Annotated in this window: 13 protein-coding genes; 8 read left to right on the top strand and 5 right to left on the bottom strand. The window is 46.1% G+C overall.

Annotated features, from left to right (window positions below; translation table 11 throughout):
• Positions 1 to 114: 114 nt before the first annotated feature.
• The 3 genes from SHEWANA3_RS12265 to SHEWANA3_RS12255 all read left to right on the top strand — a co-directional run bounded on the left by SHEWANA3_RS12265 (position 115) and on the right by SHEWANA3_RS12255 (position 5,899).
• Positions 115 to 1,008 carry an MBL fold metallo-hydrolase gene (locus tag SHEWANA3_RS12265; protein WP_041412661.1) on the top strand — a complete coding sequence of 298 codons (894 nt, stop codon included), beginning with the start codon at positions 115 to 117 and terminating at the stop codon, positions 1,006 to 1,008.
• Positions 1,009 to 1,715: 707 nt separating this feature from the next.
• Positions 1,716 to 3,329, top strand: coding sequence for an IS1634-like element ISShes12 family transposase (locus SHEWANA3_RS12260; protein ID WP_011715680.1), 1,614 nt, complete (start codon positions 1,716 to 1,718; stop codon positions 3,327 to 3,329).
• A 557-nt stretch (positions 3,330 to 3,886) separates the two neighbouring features.
• Entirely contained in the window at positions 3,887 to 5,899 is a 2,013-nt protein-coding gene (locus SHEWANA3_RS12255; protein ID WP_011717256.1) for a sodium:proton antiporter, read from the top strand.
• Positions 5,900 to 6,063: 164 nt separating this feature from the next.
• On the opposite strand, the gene fadE is transcribed toward SHEWANA3_RS12255, so the two are convergent.
• Positions 6,064 to 8,511, bottom strand: a complete 2,448-nt coding sequence (gene fadE, locus SHEWANA3_RS12250; RefSeq protein ID WP_011717255.1) for an acyl-CoA dehydrogenase FadE — start codon at positions 8,509 to 8,511, stop codon at positions 6,064 to 6,066.
• A gap of 243 nt (positions 8,512 to 8,754) precedes the next feature.
• Between fadE and SHEWANA3_RS12245 the strand changes: the two genes are divergently transcribed.
• Complete coding sequence (locus SHEWANA3_RS12245) at positions 8,755 to 9,534, top strand: class II glutamine amidotransferase (protein ID WP_041412660.1); 780 nt, start codon at positions 8,755 to 8,757, stop codon at positions 9,532 to 9,534.
• Positions 9,535 to 9,697: 163 nt separating this feature from the next.
• Here SHEWANA3_RS12245 and SHEWANA3_RS12240 read toward each other — a convergent pair whose 3' ends face one another.
• Both SHEWANA3_RS12240 and SHEWANA3_RS12235 read right to left on the bottom strand, forming a co-directional pair.
• Entirely contained in the window at positions 9,698 to 10,510 is an 813-nt protein-coding gene (locus SHEWANA3_RS12240; protein ID WP_011717253.1) for a DUF3108 domain-containing protein, read from the bottom strand.
• Positions 10,511 to 10,639: 129 nt separating this feature from the next.
• Positions 10,640 to 11,080 carry an MGMT family protein gene (locus SHEWANA3_RS12235; protein ID WP_166485384.1) on the bottom strand — a complete coding sequence of 147 codons (441 nt, stop codon included), beginning with the start codon at positions 11,078 to 11,080 and terminating at the stop codon, positions 10,640 to 10,642.
• Between the two features lie 210 nt (positions 11,081 to 11,290).
• Between SHEWANA3_RS12235 and def the strand changes: the two genes are divergently transcribed.
• The 4 genes from def to SHEWANA3_RS12210 all read left to right on the top strand — a co-directional run bounded on the left by def (position 11,291) and on the right by SHEWANA3_RS12210 (position 14,783).
• Positions 11,291 to 11,782 carry a peptide deformylase gene (def, locus tag SHEWANA3_RS12230; RefSeq protein WP_011717251.1) on the top strand — a complete coding sequence of 164 codons (492 nt, stop codon included), beginning with the start codon at positions 11,291 to 11,293 and terminating at the stop codon, positions 11,780 to 11,782.
• Positions 11,783 to 11,992: 210 nt separating this feature from the next.
• On the top strand, positions 11,993 to 12,841 hold the full coding sequence (gene rhlP / locus SHEWANA3_RS12225; RefSeq protein ID WP_011717250.1) for a rhombotarget lipoprotein: 849 nt from the start codon (positions 11,993 to 11,995) through the stop codon (positions 12,839 to 12,841).
• A 1,022-nt stretch (positions 12,842 to 13,863) separates the two neighbouring features.
• Positions 13,864 to 14,235 carry a DUF1878 family protein gene (locus tag SHEWANA3_RS12215; RefSeq protein ID WP_011717249.1) on the top strand — a complete coding sequence of 124 codons (372 nt, stop codon included), beginning with the start codon at positions 13,864 to 13,866 and terminating at the stop codon, positions 14,233 to 14,235.
• A gap of 95 nt (positions 14,236 to 14,330) precedes the next feature.
• Positions 14,331 to 14,783, top strand: a complete 453-nt coding sequence (locus SHEWANA3_RS12210; protein WP_041412658.1) for a hypothetical protein — start codon at positions 14,331 to 14,333, stop codon at positions 14,781 to 14,783.
• Positions 14,784 to 15,276: 493 nt separating this feature from the next.
• On the opposite strand, the gene SHEWANA3_RS12205 is transcribed toward SHEWANA3_RS12210, so the two are convergent.
• Complete coding sequence (locus SHEWANA3_RS12205; protein ID WP_041412657.1) at positions 15,277 to 15,486, bottom strand: hypothetical protein; 210 nt, start codon at positions 15,484 to 15,486, stop codon at positions 15,277 to 15,279.
• 162 nt (positions 15,487 to 15,648) lie between these two features.
• Complete coding sequence (locus SHEWANA3_RS12200; RefSeq protein ID WP_011717247.1) at positions 15,649 to 16,077, bottom strand: VOC family protein; 429 nt, start codon at positions 16,075 to 16,077, stop codon at positions 15,649 to 15,651.
• Positions 16,078 to 16,079 lie beyond the last annotated feature (2 nt).

Raw genomic sequence — 16,079 nt, 5'->3', positions numbered from 1 at the left:
AGTCATATCATTATTTGGCCCAATTTTTTCGATATTTGTCACTTGGGTCAATATTCCCTCTCGTAAATACTGAGGATAATGTCTCATATTTATCAACTGCCAAAGAGATACATTATGAAAAACAAAGCTATCACCATCCTACTTACCTTAGGGCTTGCAACCATCATAAATAGCACCAATGCATTAGCTGAATCGGCTCCAACGCTGCATTCAGAACCACAGCAGATTCACTTTCAGCATATCCGAAATGCAACATCTAAACTCACTTATGGTGACACAACATTCTTAATCGACCCTATGCTGGCAAAGAAAGATACCTATCCTGGTTTTGCCGGTACTTACCGTAGTGAAATACGTATACCAATGATCGATTTACCCATGTCAGCTAAAGCTGTAATTGACAATGTAGACGCCGTTATTGTCACTCACACACATCTTGATCATTGGGATGATGCAGCACAAAGTGTAATTCCTAAAACGATGCCTTTATTTGTTCAAAATGAAGAAGATGCAAATACTATTCGCGCTCAAGGCTTTAAAGATGTGCGCGTGTTAGGCATTAAAACTCAGTTCAATGGCATTAGTTTAACCAAAACAGGTGGGCAGCATGGCACGGATGAAATGTATGCAATCCCAGCGTTAGCTAAAGCACTAGGAGAGGCTATGGGTGTCATATTAGAGGCTGACAACTACAACACTGTTTATTTTGTCGGTGATACTATTTGGCGCGATGAAGTGGAGGATGCGTTACATAAATTTAAGCCTGAATTCGTTGTGCTTAACACTGGTGATGCTCGAATGGAAAATCTTAAAGGCTCAATTATCATGGGGAAAGAAGATACGGTAAGGGCTATTAAACATGCTCCTCAAGCGAACATTATTGCTGTGCATATGGATACGGTTAATCACGCAGCATTGACCCGTAAAGAGCTCAGGGAGTTCGTGGAAGAAAAAGGCATAGAAAAACAAGTATTAATTCCTGAAGATGGTGAATCGTTGAAGTTATAAGTATAGCTTCTTGATTAATTAGTTGTGAGTGATAAAGGGGTAAGTGGGGACTCGAAGTCGTGAGCGAGTGAATCACTCTACACCAGACTGATTCACGCGAGCCGCTAAAACCCGCCCTATTGCCCCGTTTGCGGCTATTCTGGGGCGGTTTTTTCCCTTAAGATGAATCAAATCTCCAAAGAACTGATTCATGCCCCTGTTATGCCTATTCCGACTGGTTATATCGTTCATTGATTAGTTTGTAGCCAAACGAAGCATTACTAATAGAATAGCTAATCCGAATCTGGCTCATAAGAGTGAATTATCTAACAAGGTTTTGTCCCCAAACGAGTCAATATTTGCACTAAACAAACAGTATTTGGGGTTAAAAATATCAAAATTTGGTTGACTGCTTGTTTCTTTCGGTTGAGCAATTTGTCACCGGTGTGTTAGTGCGGTTGATGGGTTATATAGAGGTGTTCTATTCCTACAGCTTTATTTCAATGTTTCTATCGATTTCAGAGACAAAGTCATGAATACACTCCTCGCAGCAGGATATGGAAAACTCATCCTTTTTTGCTGCTTTAAAACATTTTGGCTACAGAGTGTAATTTCGAGTGAGTACATATTTGCTTTAAATCCGTCATTCCGCACCTAATTTTCGATTTAAAAAACTTGACGGCGATCGGTCATTCTGATCTATTACTCTCTTTTGCAGGTAATTCATCATGGCCGCTCCCGCTATCTCTATCCGTAACCTCGACCACCTTGGTTTGGTCGCTGCACTTTGCCAAGAACTCGGCATTGCTCGCATGATTGATGCGGTGCTACCCAAAACGCCGCCCTACAAAGTCTCACATGGTGAAGCGTTGGTGGCGATGATACTGAACGGTCTTGGCTTTCATAGTTCGACCTTGCACATGTTCCCGCAATTCTTTGCCAACAAGCCTGTAGAACGCCTGATTGGCCCGGGGATCTGTGCCGATGACCTCAATGATGATGTGCTCGGCCGCTGCCTTGATGCCCTCTTTGAGGCCGATGTCAGCACGCTTTATCAGGTGATGGCGGAGCAGGTCGTTGAACGATTGGGGCTCAAAAGTACTGCAGTACACCTCGATATCACCAGCTTCCACGTCGATGGCGCCTATGACCAAGCCGATGGCGAGCAGCTCGGTAAGTTGCAATTGGTACGGGGCTATAGCCGCGACCATCGGCCAGAGCTAAACCAGGTTATCCTGGAGCTTATCTGTGAAAATCAGGCCGGCCTGCCCATCTACATGCAAGCCTTGAGTGGTAATATTAATGATACCAAGGCCTTTGCCCAGACGGTACGGCGCCACTTGAGCAGTCTCAAGGCCGCGCAGGAGAGTCGTTATCTGGTCGGCGATGCGGCGCTGTATTGCGCCGACACCTTGCAACTACTGGCACAACAGCAACAGTTGTTCGTGACTCGTGTGCCTGTCACCCTCAATGAAGCCAAGCGAGCCGTGGCAACCATTGGCACCCAGTCGCTGGTTGCGCTGGGCAATGGCTATCATGGCTGTTGGCAAAGCGCCAATTATGCCGACGTCGCGCAGCGTTGGTTGCTGGTGCGCAGCGAACAGGCCAGCCACCGTGAGCAGCAAACATTAGCCAAAAACCTACTGAAAGACAGCACGCGTGAACTGAAAGCCTTCAACAAATTATGTGCCCAGCGTTTTGCCTGCGAGACCGATGCGCAGGCTGAATTAGCCCGTTTTGCTGTCAGCTTAAATCTGCTGCAACTAGAAGCAGAAGTCGTGAGTGAACCTATCTATGCAGGGCGCGGAAGGCCCCAAAAGGGTGAAATGCCGGTGAACTACCAATTTCACATCAAGGGGTTAGCCGCAAGTAGCTTGGCGCGGGTGGCTGAGGCGCGCAACCAGACAGGGGTGTTCATCCTCGCGACCAATGATCACAGTGAAACGCTCACCATGGCTGAGCTGTTGGCTACCTATAAAGCCCAGCAGAATGTCGAGCGTGGTTTTAGGTTTCTGAAAAGTCCCGAATTTTTAACCTCCTCGTTATATCTTAAAAAACCGGAACGTATCGAAGCGTTGCTGATGGTGATGACCTGTAGCCTGATGATTTATGCGGCGCTGGAGCACCGGATCCGGCAGGGCTTAGTAGAGCAGAACCGGAGTGTGGCGGACATGAAAAAGAAACCCACGCAAAAACCGACTGCGCGGTGGATTTTTTTACGCTTTGGCGGGGTGCACGAGTACCAGTTGGGAGAGGCGCCACCTCAAGTCACAGGACTCACAGTGGACCAGCAGATCATTCTCGACGTGTTAGGCGAACGGTATCGGCAAATTTATTCCTAAATCAGGTGCGGAAAGTCGGTTAAATATGAAGTGAACACTATTTTTAGTTGCCAAAAACTGATCAAATATTGATCAGTAAAAAGGCGGATTTTTGTGACCGTGACCACCAAGTTGTTGTTAATAGTCGTTAATGTTTAGTCCGATTGTCATTCGAATAATGCTAATTAAATCAATTGACAACAATTTAGGCAAAATAGGTAACGCACTAAAATCCATATCTGCACGGCCTGTCACGCCGGGGGTCGCGGGTTCGAGTCCCGTCCGCTCCGCCAAATAGAATAAGCCTCATCGAAAGATGAGGCTTTTTTCTATCTATCTTTTCAGAGTATTTGCCTCTGTATTTCTGCTTAATACCTTGCCTAATGCCTAAGGTATTGTTTCTTGTTATCCCTTTATTTCTACTGAAAGCTGAATATTCGCTGTCAATCGGCCTATTCGAGTTACAGGACTGCTTTTTTTGCTGCTATTGTTATCACCAATAGTTCATTTTTCTGTATGAAAAAAGCGTGTTAGGTTGAGTTAATACTGACCACTCCATACCAACTAAAGGAAGTTATATGGTTGAAAAAATCACTGGGATGTTAGCACTCATCGGGGTGCTTTCGTTATTTTGTCAATGGGTTGGTTGGAAGCTTAGATTACCTGCAATTTTACCCTTATTACTCTGTGGTTTGATGTTAGGCCCGGCATTTGGGGTGCTCAATCCCGATGAAATCTTTGGGGATTTATTGTTTCCTATCATTTCACTCGGTGTAGCCGTGATCCTGTTTGAGGGCGCATTGACCCTCAATTTTAAAGAGATAAAAGATCATGGTCGCATGGTGACGCACTTAGTGAGCATCGGCATGGTGATCACTTGGGGCTGTATCAGTGTCGCGACCTTTTACCTACTGAATTTTAGCTGGGAGGTCGCACTGTTATTTGGCGCCCTCGTGGTGGTCACAGGCCCGACCGTGATAGTACCTATGCTGCGCAGCGTACGGCCTAAGTCGCAACTGGCGAGTATTTTACGCTGGGAAGGGATTGTGATTGACCCGATTGGTGCGCTACTTGCTGTATTAGTCTTTGAATACATTACGGTGTCTGGCGATCCCACTAGCCATGTGCTCTATGCACTAGGCTCCATGCTCACGCTTGGCTTAGGCTTAGGTGCGGCGTCAGGTTACTTAATTGGCCAAGTGATCCGCCGTAATTTATTGCCGCATTATTTACGAAATACCGCAGTATTAACCCTTATGCTGGGGATTTTCGTCGGCTCCAACCTACTGCAGGAAGAGTCGGGGTTACTCACTGTGACTGTGATGGGGATTTGGCTGGCGAATATGCGCGGTGTGGATATTGCTGAAATCCTTGAATTTAAAGAGACACTGACAGTGCTGTTGATCTCGGCCTTATTTATCCTGTTAGCTGCCAGACTCGACTCGAATGCCATGATGGATTTAGGTTGGGGCGGGGTAGGCGTACTCGCCGTGACTATGCTGGTTGCGCGGCCGCTCAGTATTTGGGTGTCGGGCATTGGGACGTCACTATCAAAGGCCGATAAGTGGTTCCTATGTTGGATTGCGCCGCGGGGGATTGTGGCGGCGGCGGTATCTTCCTTATTCGCCATTAAGTTAGAGGCAACCAATGTGCAGGGCGCCGATGCCATTGTACCCTTAGTGTTTTTAATTATTATCGGCACTGTGGTTATCCAAAGTTTAACTGCGGGCCGCTGGGCGAAATACCTTGGGGTGACCTCGGGGTCGGCGCAAGGATTATTAATCTTTGGCGCCTCCAAATTTTCCCGCGAGCTAGCAAAAATCTTAAAGGCCAAAGATATCAAAGTGCTGCTGGCCGACAGCAACTGGGATAACATTCGCCTCGCGCGGATGGACAATATTCCGGTCTATTTTGGTAATCCTGCCTCTGAACATGCTGAAACCTATATGGATTTAACTGGGATTGGCCGAGTGCTGATCATGTCGCCTTATAAGCAGTTAAACCCGCTGGTGACCTTTTATTTTCAAGATGTATTAGGTTCTAAAAAGGTCTTTGGCCTTAACAATGCCGAGCAGGGCAGCGCGCGCCATCAATTATCAGAGACTTACAAACAGCGATTGTGTTTGTTTGGTGATGCCGTGTCCTACGCCAAAATTGCCAGTCAAATGGCGAAAGGGGCACAGCTTAAAGTCACTAACTTAACTGAAAACTTCACCTTCGAGCATTTCCGCAAACGTTATGGCGAAACGGCATTGCCGTTAGTGTATTTGACCAAAGAAGGCAAAGTCGTGATTGTGTCAGGTAATGACACCCAATTCCCCAATGGCATCGAGTTAATCAGCCTATTGCCCGTTGAGGCGCTTGAAGAAGCGAAAATTCAACAGGCGATTGCCGAGCAAGAGGTGATAGCTGCTCAGGCCAAAGCGGCGGAAGAAGCGGCTCTAGCGAAAGCCAAGGCCGAGGAGGAAGCTGAAGCTGAGCGCCAACGACTTGAGCAGCAAGCGAAAACTAAGGCTGATGAGCCATCACAACCTGAAGCTGACGTACAAGATAACATCAATACCTCGGATGAAACGTTGGCGAAGGGATAATGGACAAGGCCAAGGTTAACTCAGGTGAGCTTGGCAATTGCGAAGAGATAAGCCTGTGAGGCGAAAATAAAAAAGGCACTACATAGGTAGTGCCTTTTTGTTTATTTAGATGGACTTATTTAGTACAGCTTAGTTAGTACAGCTCAACTAGTACAGTTTCGCTATTAAGCGGCGCGTTCTTGTGATGTCGTTGCGACGACTTCTGGGCGCAGCTCAGCTGGGTCAAAGTCATCCACATTGATAGACTTCATACGGCCGATTTCGGCACGTTCCAACAGTTGTACTTCGCTGTCGCTCAATACGCCTAAGGCTTTACCTTCGGCGGCAACTTTATCTAACCACATGAAAGGTAGACGCTTACCGCTGGCCTTACAGACTTTGTCGAATAAAGGTTCGGCGGCCAAAATATCCTTCAGCGTTTGCTCTTGGATACCCACAGCATTGTGCTCAGAGTTAGTCCAGAACTGACCTTTACCTAAACGATCACGGCTTTCACATGGGGTTTGCATGATCTTAGCCACTTTATGATCTAACACATCGCTTGGACGTTTCAGTGGACGGCCGAATGGGAACATGATGGCACGTAACACGCCGCCCAGACCCATAGGGAAGTTATCCAGTAAATCGTCTAATGAAGCCTGTAATTTGTACAGCGCATCTTCAACCGCCCATTGCACCAGTGGTAGATCGTCAGTTTGACGGCCTTCATCTTGGTAACGTTTTAAGGTTGCAGAAGCGAGGTATAACTGGCTTAACAGATCGCCTAAGCGGGCAGAAATACGCTCTTTACGCTTTAAGTTACCGCCTAAGGTTGCCATGGCCAAATCTGATAGCAGGGCTAAGTTGGCACTGAAACGGTTCATATGTTGATAATAACGCTTGGTTTTGTCTGAGTATGGCGCGTTAGAGAAACGGCTTGATGTCAGACCTAGCCAGAAGCTACGGACAAAGTTACTGGTCGCAAAACCAATATGACCGAAGATGGCCGCATCGAAGTTGGCTAAACCTTGGCCAGACTCAGTATCAAACGCTGACTCCATTTCGGCCAATACATAAGGATGACAACGGATTGCACCTTGACCATAGATGATCATCGAACGTGTCAGGATGTTTGCACCTTCAACGGTAATCGCAATCGGAGCCGCTTGATAGCCACGACCTAAGTAGTTGTTAGGGCCTAAGCACACACCTTTACCACCGTGGATATCCATGGCATCGATAACGCACTTCTGCATACGATCGGTCAGGTGATATTTCACGATTGCCGAGATAACCGAAGGTTTTTCACCTAGGTCGATACCTGTGGTGGTTAATGAGGTCACTGCATCCATCAAATAAGCGTTACCACCGATGCGTGCCATTGGCTCTTCAATCCCTTCTAACTTACCAATCGGCAGTTTGAATTGACGACGAATACGCGCATACGCACCTGTTGCAAGCGCTGCGGTTTTCACGCCACCAGCAGAGTTTGATGGCAGCGTGATACCACGGCCAACAGATAAACACTCAACCAGCATGCGCCAGCCTTGGCCAGCCATTTTCGGACCACCGATGATAAAGCTTAATGGGACGAATACGTCTTTACCGCGAGTAGGACCGTTTTGGAACATACAGTTCAGCGGGAAGTGACGACGACCTGTTTCAACGCCTTCAACGTCAGTTGGGATCAGCGCGCAGGTAATGCCCAGCTCTTCTTTATCGCCTAACAGGTGATCAGGGTCACGCAGTTTAAACGCCAGACCTAATACCGTCGCCACCGGCGCTAGGGTGATATAACGCTTGTTCCAGGTTAAGCGCATACCTAAGACTTCTTCGCCTTCCCATTGACCTTTACACACGATACCAAAGTCAGGGATAGAACCTGCGTCGCTACCAGCCTCTGGGCTAGTTAACGCGAAACAAGGGACTTCTAAACCTTTGGCTAACCTTGGCAGGTAATGGTTTTGCTGCTCAGGCGTACCATAGTGTTGTAACAGTTCGCCAGGGCCTAAGGAGTTAGGTACACCTACAGTGGATGCTAGTTCACTGCTTAAACCTGCAAGCTTTTGCAGTACGCGTGATTGGGCGTAGGCTGAGTACTCTAAACCGCCGTATTTTTTCTTGATGATCATGGCGAAGAAGCCGTGATCTTTCAGGTATTGCCATACTTCAGCAGGCAAATCAGCCAGTTGGTGTGATACTTGGTGTTGATTCACCATGCGGCACACTTCTTCAACGGGGCCGTCTAAGAAGGCTTGCTCATCGGCACTTAAACGAGCGACAGGATAGTTGTGGAGTTTTTTCCAGTTTGGGTTACCCGCAAACAGATCGGCTTCCCACCAAGTGGTACCAGCTTCAATCGCTTCTTTTTCGGTAGAAGACATTTCGGGCATGATGCCACGGTAGGTCTTCATCAGTGGGCGACTGATAACATTTTGTCTAAATGCACTGATATTGAGGGGCAGCGCGATCACCAGGAAGATAATCCAAGAGATAGGGCCGACAACATCGAGTGTCCATCCGGCTGTCATCACAACAGCGGCTGCAATAGTGGCAGTGAGCAAAGATACCCGAAGGTAAGCTAGGGCTCCTAGCACTAAGATCATGGCGATGATCCAAAGTAGGGTAGTCACTGTATTTCTCCTTAAGTATGACCGAGTGCCAATCACAGGTCATAACGAGTTTTGTTGATTGCGATCACAATTATAGTTTGTGGTCTGACCTGTGTCGCATAAAAGTTAAACCTAAGGCAGTTTTAATACAAGTATTTTTCAAACAATTGTTTAAATTTTTTGTCACCTTTGATCATTCCACAAATGTCATCAACTAGTTACAATGCAAAACCGTGGATTTTTGGATTAAGAAAGGCGAGAAATATGTGTGAGTTACTGGCGATGAGCGCCAATGTGCCGACCGATATTGTGTTTAGTTTTACTGGGTTAGCACAGCGTGGTGGCGTCACAGGGCCCCATGTCGACGGTTGGGGGATCACTTTCTATGAGGGCCGTGGCAGCCGTACTTTTAAGGATGCCTGCCCGAGTAGTGAGTCGCACATTGCAAAGTTGATCAAATCTTATCCGATTAAAAGCGAGGTGGTGATAAGCCATATTCGCCAAGCTAATCGTGGCTGTGTCTCCCTTGAAAATACCCACCCATTTACCCGTGAGTTGTGGGGCCGTTATTGGACCTATGCCCACAATGGCCAGTTGAGCGACTATCAGGCGAAGTTTCAGGTTTCCCGTTATCAGAACGTTGGCGATACCGACAGTGAACTGGCTTTTTGCTGGATACTGGAGCAAATTGCTGCCAAGTTTGGTGACCGTCGCCCAGAGGACATGCAAGCGGTGTTTCGGTTTGTGGCTACGCTTGCCGAACAAATCCGCGCCCTTGGGGTGTTTAATATGATCCTCAGTGATGGCGAATATTTGATGAGCTATTGCAGTAACAATCTTTGCTACATCACCCGCAGGGCACCGTTTGGCAAGGCAAAATTAATTGATACCGATGTTGTGATTGATTTTGATAAAGAAACCACACCACACGATGTCGTGACTGTGATTGCGACTCGGCCGCTCACCGAAAACGAAGACTGGCAGGTGATGCAGCCTGGCAATTGGAAGTTATTCCGCTTAGGTGAGCTGCTTATCGATTTGTAATCGGGCGCTGTCACTGTCGTTCTATTTGATGGCATTAAATCAGAGACAAAAGGCCAAACGGAGTCACTCACGTTTGGCCTTTTGTGTTTTTATGCTGTGCTGTTAGTGCGTCTTAGAAACAGCAGTCAATCTATCTGAAATCAGCGATAAATGTGTTTAAGGCTTAATTAGCGCCTGTGCCTAAAAGCTTAGGCACTTTCTGCTCTGTCGGAACTTCGGTTTCAACGGCAACGGCTTCAACGGCAGCAGGCGCGACTGCAACTGGCACATCATCGAAATGGTAATTCAGCAGTTTGATATCCAGCTGTTTACTGCCTTTTTCAAAGTGCGTCAGGCGAACGGGCAGGTAGGCTAAATCCGGTGCCATCCAAAAGAAGGTTTGGCGTTTATGATTGTCACGTACTACCTCTATTTTGACCGTATCGTAGCTGCCGCTCTCAATCGTCATCCGTTCCTTACCAATCACATGGAACTTATACTCATCGAGCTCGTTGGATTTAATCATCTTATAATCAAGCACTTCTTTACCAGCGCTAATATCGAGACGAAACTGCAGTTGCACCATTAAAGGGTCGAAAATATCGCCTTCAAAGGGGAATTTGCCTTTTTCATCCTTATAACGGGTGTGGATCATCCCCTGAGCCTTGGCAAAGGCGGTTTGCTCGACAAAGTTTGGGCCAACACCTTTGCGCTCATGCAAATAGCGCATTGGCAATAATTGATTACCCTCTTGGCCAAATTCACTCAGCACATGGCGCACATCGGTGAGTAATAACAGGCTAAGGTCGCTGTCGAAGCGATATTTATAAACGCCATCCTCGATGGCGGGCAGTTGATACTTGGCCTTACCCAACTCAATATCACCATAATTAACTTGATATTCAGCAGTTTGAGGCGTTAAAGGCGTTGGCGCCGCCATCGCAAATACGCTGTGGGTGAGCGCGAGACTCACGAATAACGTTGGAATTGTGCGCAAGTAATGCTCCTTTATATCGCAAACAGATTGCGGCTAATACTGTTTATCCCATTGGCTAAACTGCCAAGCTTAATTGTTTATAGCTGAGGCTATATCGGGTGTAAACAGTTTATAGATCAATATATTAAACTAGAAGGGGATTGACATCACTAAGGTTGCCATATCCGGTTGCCACTCAAACTCAGACAAGTCTACTTTGCCACAGTTCACTGTAACGCCTTCAATACGCAATAATTCCATCTGTTCCTGAAAGGGGGCTGAATGCTTTTCGAAGGATATTTTCCCTTGGCTGTTGAGTACTCTATGCCAAGGAAGTGACAAATGTTCGGGGGCCGATTTGAGCGCCTTTGACACATAGCGGGCGCGACCGGGTAAGCCAGCAAAATCGGCCACCTTGCCGTAACTGCTGACTTTGCCAGGCGGGATCATCGCGACAATATGCCAAATCTTCGCCATCGGCGAGAGCTTATTTTGTGTCTCTTGTGTGTTGTTCGTTTCGTCTGGCGTGACGGCCTTATCTTGCTCTAAGTAGCGATAAAGTGGAGATTTATCTTTTGCAAACCGCATGATGATGCCAAATAAAGCCATGAAAGAGGTGAGCCAGTGTAACGTTAATTACCGCCTAAGTGAAATCGCGGACGGTTGATACTGCTGTAATTTAAATCTAAAAAATCGATTGTAATGATTTTTATTAAACTATTTAGTTTTGAATATTGAGAAAACACAGGAATAGTTCATAATAGCGCCAAATTTTTTGACTCACTAAGAGATGAAACAGGCATGGCTGTACTCGATATTCTGACAATTCCCGATGAGCGTCTAAAGCGCAAAGCACAACCCGTAAAAGACATTGAAGCGATTCAGGGATTTATCGATGATTTAATCGAAACCATGTACCACACCGACGACGGTATCGGTCTGGCCTCGACCCAAGTGGGCAGTACAGATGCGGTGATTGTGATCGATTTATCCGAAACCCGCGATCAACCCTTAGTGCTGATTAATCCAGAGATTGTTGAAAAATCAGGCGAATACGTAGGTGAAGAAGGCTGTCTTTCTATCCCAGGTTACCGCGCAAAAGTCACTCGTTTTGAAAAGGTCAAAGTCACCGCCTTAGACAGACAGGGTAAAGCGATTGAAATCGAAACCGATGACTTTTTAGCCATTGTTTTACAACACGAAATCGACCATTTACACGGTAAAGTGTTTATCGAACACTTATCGGCATTAAAGCAGCAAATCGCGTTGAAAAAAGTGCGTAAATACGCCTAAGCAGATGAATTTGCGCAACTGATTATTTTAATCATCTAAGCCAAAGCCGCATTCCGATGCGGCTTTGTTGTTTCTAAGCATTTAAAAAGCCAAACAAAAGCGCGATATGTGAAGTTAACGGCTTGTTTTTACAGCAGTGACTCGCTAAGGTAGCGGCAATATGCACGGGTTGCATGGCCTGTGCGCAGTAAGGATACGGTAGGGAAGCAGATGAAGACAAAATTCATAGCACTTGTGGGCGCGCTGGCATCGATTAGCATTTTGCTTGGTGGTTGCAGTGCCTTTTTCAACGGTAACACCACCGAAAAAAATGTGGTGTCCAGCAGTCTGGTTGAATATCTCTATCCCGACGATAAACAACGTGAGGCGCAGCAACCCAGTATCCCTGTGCTGCGTCTTCCCATCACGGTCGGCATTGCCTTTTTACCTTCCACCCATTGGCAATTCGAAGCCCTCGATAGCAGCTCGCAAATCGCCTTGCTGGATAAAGTGAAACAATCCTTTGTTAAATATGACTTTATTGATCGTATCGAATTAATCCCCAGCACTTACCTTAAAAATGGCAAAGGTTTTAGTACCTTGCAGCAGGTCGCCCGCTTGCACGATGTCGATGTGATGGCGCTAGTGTCTTACGATCAACTGTTACAAAGCAGCGAGAATAAGGCTTCACTGCTGTATTGGACTATAGTCGGCATGTATATGGTGCCCGGTAATGAAAACGCGATCCAAACCTTTGTCGATACCGCCGTATTTGATATGCGCAGCCAAAAGATGTTGTTCAGAGCGCCCGGTATTAATCAACTTACCGACACGTCAACCGCGGTGAGCGTCACCAATGTGTTACGTGAAAAATCCACCGAAGGCTTTGAGCTCGCGGTAAACGATATGATCACTAATTTAGACGCCGAATTAGCCCGCTTTAAAACCCGCGTGAAAGAAGAACATATTGCAACCATTGAACATAAACAAGGTTATAGCGGTGGTGGCAGTTTATCCCTATTAATCCTTTCGCTACTGGGCATATTTGCACTTCGCCGTATAACTATCTGCCGAGAATAGTTGAGTTGATTGGTTTGAGCCTATTTAGTCAGATAGGTAAGGTGGGGTAGGGAAGGTTAGTTAGAACAATGTTCATCCTGTTAAGATCACAGCTGTAATGATGGCAATCTTAACGACTATTGAACTGTTCATCCGGGTAAAAGCTTTTTGCCCCATTACGAGTTTCGGCTCGTTAGTTCTATCGAAAATTCCCACTCCTGCTGACATACAAATTCTTATCTATTTGCCTAAGTTTGGCCCAACCAGAAATCGACTAACAATGTATGGGTATACAGTCATATATAAAATTAGCTATTTTGTATGATTTTAAGACGAAGTCAGTGCGCACCAATTCCATCTTCAACAAGTAAAACTCTATAAAATCAATTGACTATAATGTAATACTTTTAGTTAATAGGGTTGTAAAACGCGCATGCGCGTTTTTCCAGATGGTGTATTTGCCAGAAAGCTGATAAGTTCTTTGCATACAGAAAGTTAACCGTGCGCGCTTTCACTGGTCCAACGAGGTAAACGCGCATGCACACGAATAGAATGTTAGAGATCACAAGAACTATGCCTCTATCAACTGATGCAACAATTTCTCTGGCCTCTACGGTGGTTACCATATTAAGCATGGGGGTAACGCTCATCGCTGCTCTTCGCGTGAAGAAAACCAAAGATCAGATTTCTCTAGACATTCGGAGGTTAAATCTGACCAATGCTAGTCGGAGCTTGGAAAGGACTCTCGGTGAAGTCAGAAAACTTTTAGTTGAGCCGGTTTCAAGCGCTCGTGGGAGAGGTCGTGTGTCATTGATTGATTCAATTCAAGCTCAATTTGATTCGGCGTTAATGCAAATTGACCTGGATGGACCAGATGCTGATGTTCGTGGGCTAGTTGTGGAGGCCCAAATGCGTCTTCTCTCCCTTCGTTCGGAGACGGACCAAGAGGTCTGCAATCGTCTTACTTCTGAACTTCAATCATTTGTGCAGGATTCCGTGTCCAGACTGAATGGGCGGTATCTTCGTCTAGAGGGGAAATCTCAATGAGTATTGAGCTACAAGAACAAATCGATAAGCTCCGCTATCACGTAAAAATGCTTGCCGAAAGCGTAGATTATCGAGAGCATCCTATCCCGGCGCTAGTAATCCAAATGGACTGGGATGATAGCGATTTAAACCGGGCACACGATGTTTTTGAAAAGTACGATGAGAAACTCGAAGCAGGAGAAGCCGTCAACTGGCATGAGTTTGAGCATAAGTTGCGGGAGGAATTCTCTATAGGCTACCAGACAGTAAAAAGCATTATCATCGCATTTTATGCTAACCATCAGTGGACAAACGTGTGCCGAGAGTACGCAAAAGCATACGAGTGTGTTGAGTTTCATCACATCACTCGAGGAGAAGGTGATCTCTAACAAGCCAATCAACTTCGCGCCTACGGCGCCGGACGCGCAAAAAGCCGCGCGCCGGTTATTGGGGCGTTATGTTTTATTGGCGCTATCGGAGTCGTATGAAAGAAGATTTCAAAAAGCTTATTTATGAGGGTTTACGTAAAGCTAAATCCAGAAACTTGGATATATTCACTATAGCTCTTTACCATGATCATGAATCGCATGTTGCGACAGTTTGCATTGATACAATTGAATCATCTAAACGGTCGGTCATGTCAAGCAATGAATTCACGAAAAAATATTTTTTTAAAGCAATCGAAAAAGGTGAACTGGAGTCAGCTGGGAACTGGAAAGCAAATGGAGGCAGAAGCTTCTCACTTGGAGATTTTGCCCTTGTAAATGCATCCGAAATTGATGTTCCACGAAAAGTTGTATTGCCTGACTTCTATTTGAATATGGTTCATGCGTTGGAAGAAATGAGGGAGCTAATTGCATTGCAGAGTAGTCATGGTCGCAGCTTATTGTTTTGTTGTTCTACTGAAAATTTTGAGGTTGGCTTAGTTTGGTCATAGAACATAACAAAGTGCTGCAATACGCGCACTGCGTGCGCTGGGCAGTTTGTAAGTCGCAGGTTTGTGGTTTTGCTGCGCAAAAGTAATCCACAAAGCCACGACTTACAAACTGCCGTTGAGCACGGCGTTATCTCAATAGAAGTTTTAATTCGAAAATTATAGTTAGGAATCTAACTCACTTTTACCCCAAAACGAGACACATATTTTCTTTAAAACATACAGATTACGCCGCTGCTAAACAGGTGAGCCATGGTGATTAGCGAGACGACCGTCCGCTCCATGGCTGTTTTTTGATATAAATGCCATCGCGGCATTCGTGAATCCATTCACATCAGACGGGCGGCCCTAGATCCACGGATGGACTCGCTGCGCGTCGTCGAGCAAATGCCATGGCTTACTCATTCGTAGGAACAGCATGTTTGCCCGTCACTCAAAAATTTTCTCTTTTCTTATCTCAACGTATTCCTAGTTTTTAGAGCTTCATATATTAAAATCATATTCTTACAAAATAGGGGAGTGCGATAAGGGCGATGCCGATAGCGATAAGTAGCGTGAGATTGGTGACAAAATAAGGGTAAATCATCAGGGTGAGGCCGACGGCCAAAGGGATGGGGGCGGCTTGGCGCTTGCCGTAGGTGAAAAAGCCAAGACCAAAGAGGCCAAAGACTAAACTCCATAACAATAATGTTGGGTTATCAAACACCTTGAGCTCCTCTGTGATTAGCCTTGGTAAGCTCCAGCCTTTTACTCTGTCATATTGGTCAAACGATGGGCTAGTGCTGCACCGCTTCATTGAGTCTACTGCTAAAACTCCCTTGGCGTAATTAAGCTTTATTCATCTTATTCGCAACATGAATACGCTATTTTAGTGCGCTGTTTTATTTACATTTTTAATACAGTGAGGATTCAGGTATAGCTCATATAACTCTAAGGGTAAGCCGTCGGGGTCGCTAAAGAAGGTGAACTTTTTGCCAGTGTATTCGTCGATGCGGACGGGTTCGACGTCGATATCATGGGCCGTAAGATGCTCGATCGCCGTTTCAATCGATGCAACGCGAAAGGCGAGATGCCTAAGACCGCAGGCCTCGGGATAGCTTGGGCGCTTGGGAGGATTCTCGAAGGAAAACAACTCGATTTGGCTCATATCCGGCAGTTGTAAATCGAGTTTATAGGACTGGCGCGCCTCACGATAATGCTCTGCCAGCACGCTAAGGCCAAGAATCGTCACATAAAAGTGTTTGGACTTTTGATAGTTACTGCAAATAATCGCTGCATGGTGAATGCCGAGTAACATGG

It is taken from the genome of Shewanella sp. ANA-3, assembly GCF_000203935.1.
Taxonomy (GTDB): domain Bacteria; phylum Pseudomonadota; class Gammaproteobacteria; order Enterobacterales; family Shewanellaceae; genus Shewanella.
Note: the sequence above shows the minus strand (reverse complement) of the source record. Positions and strands in the feature narration are given on the sequence as shown.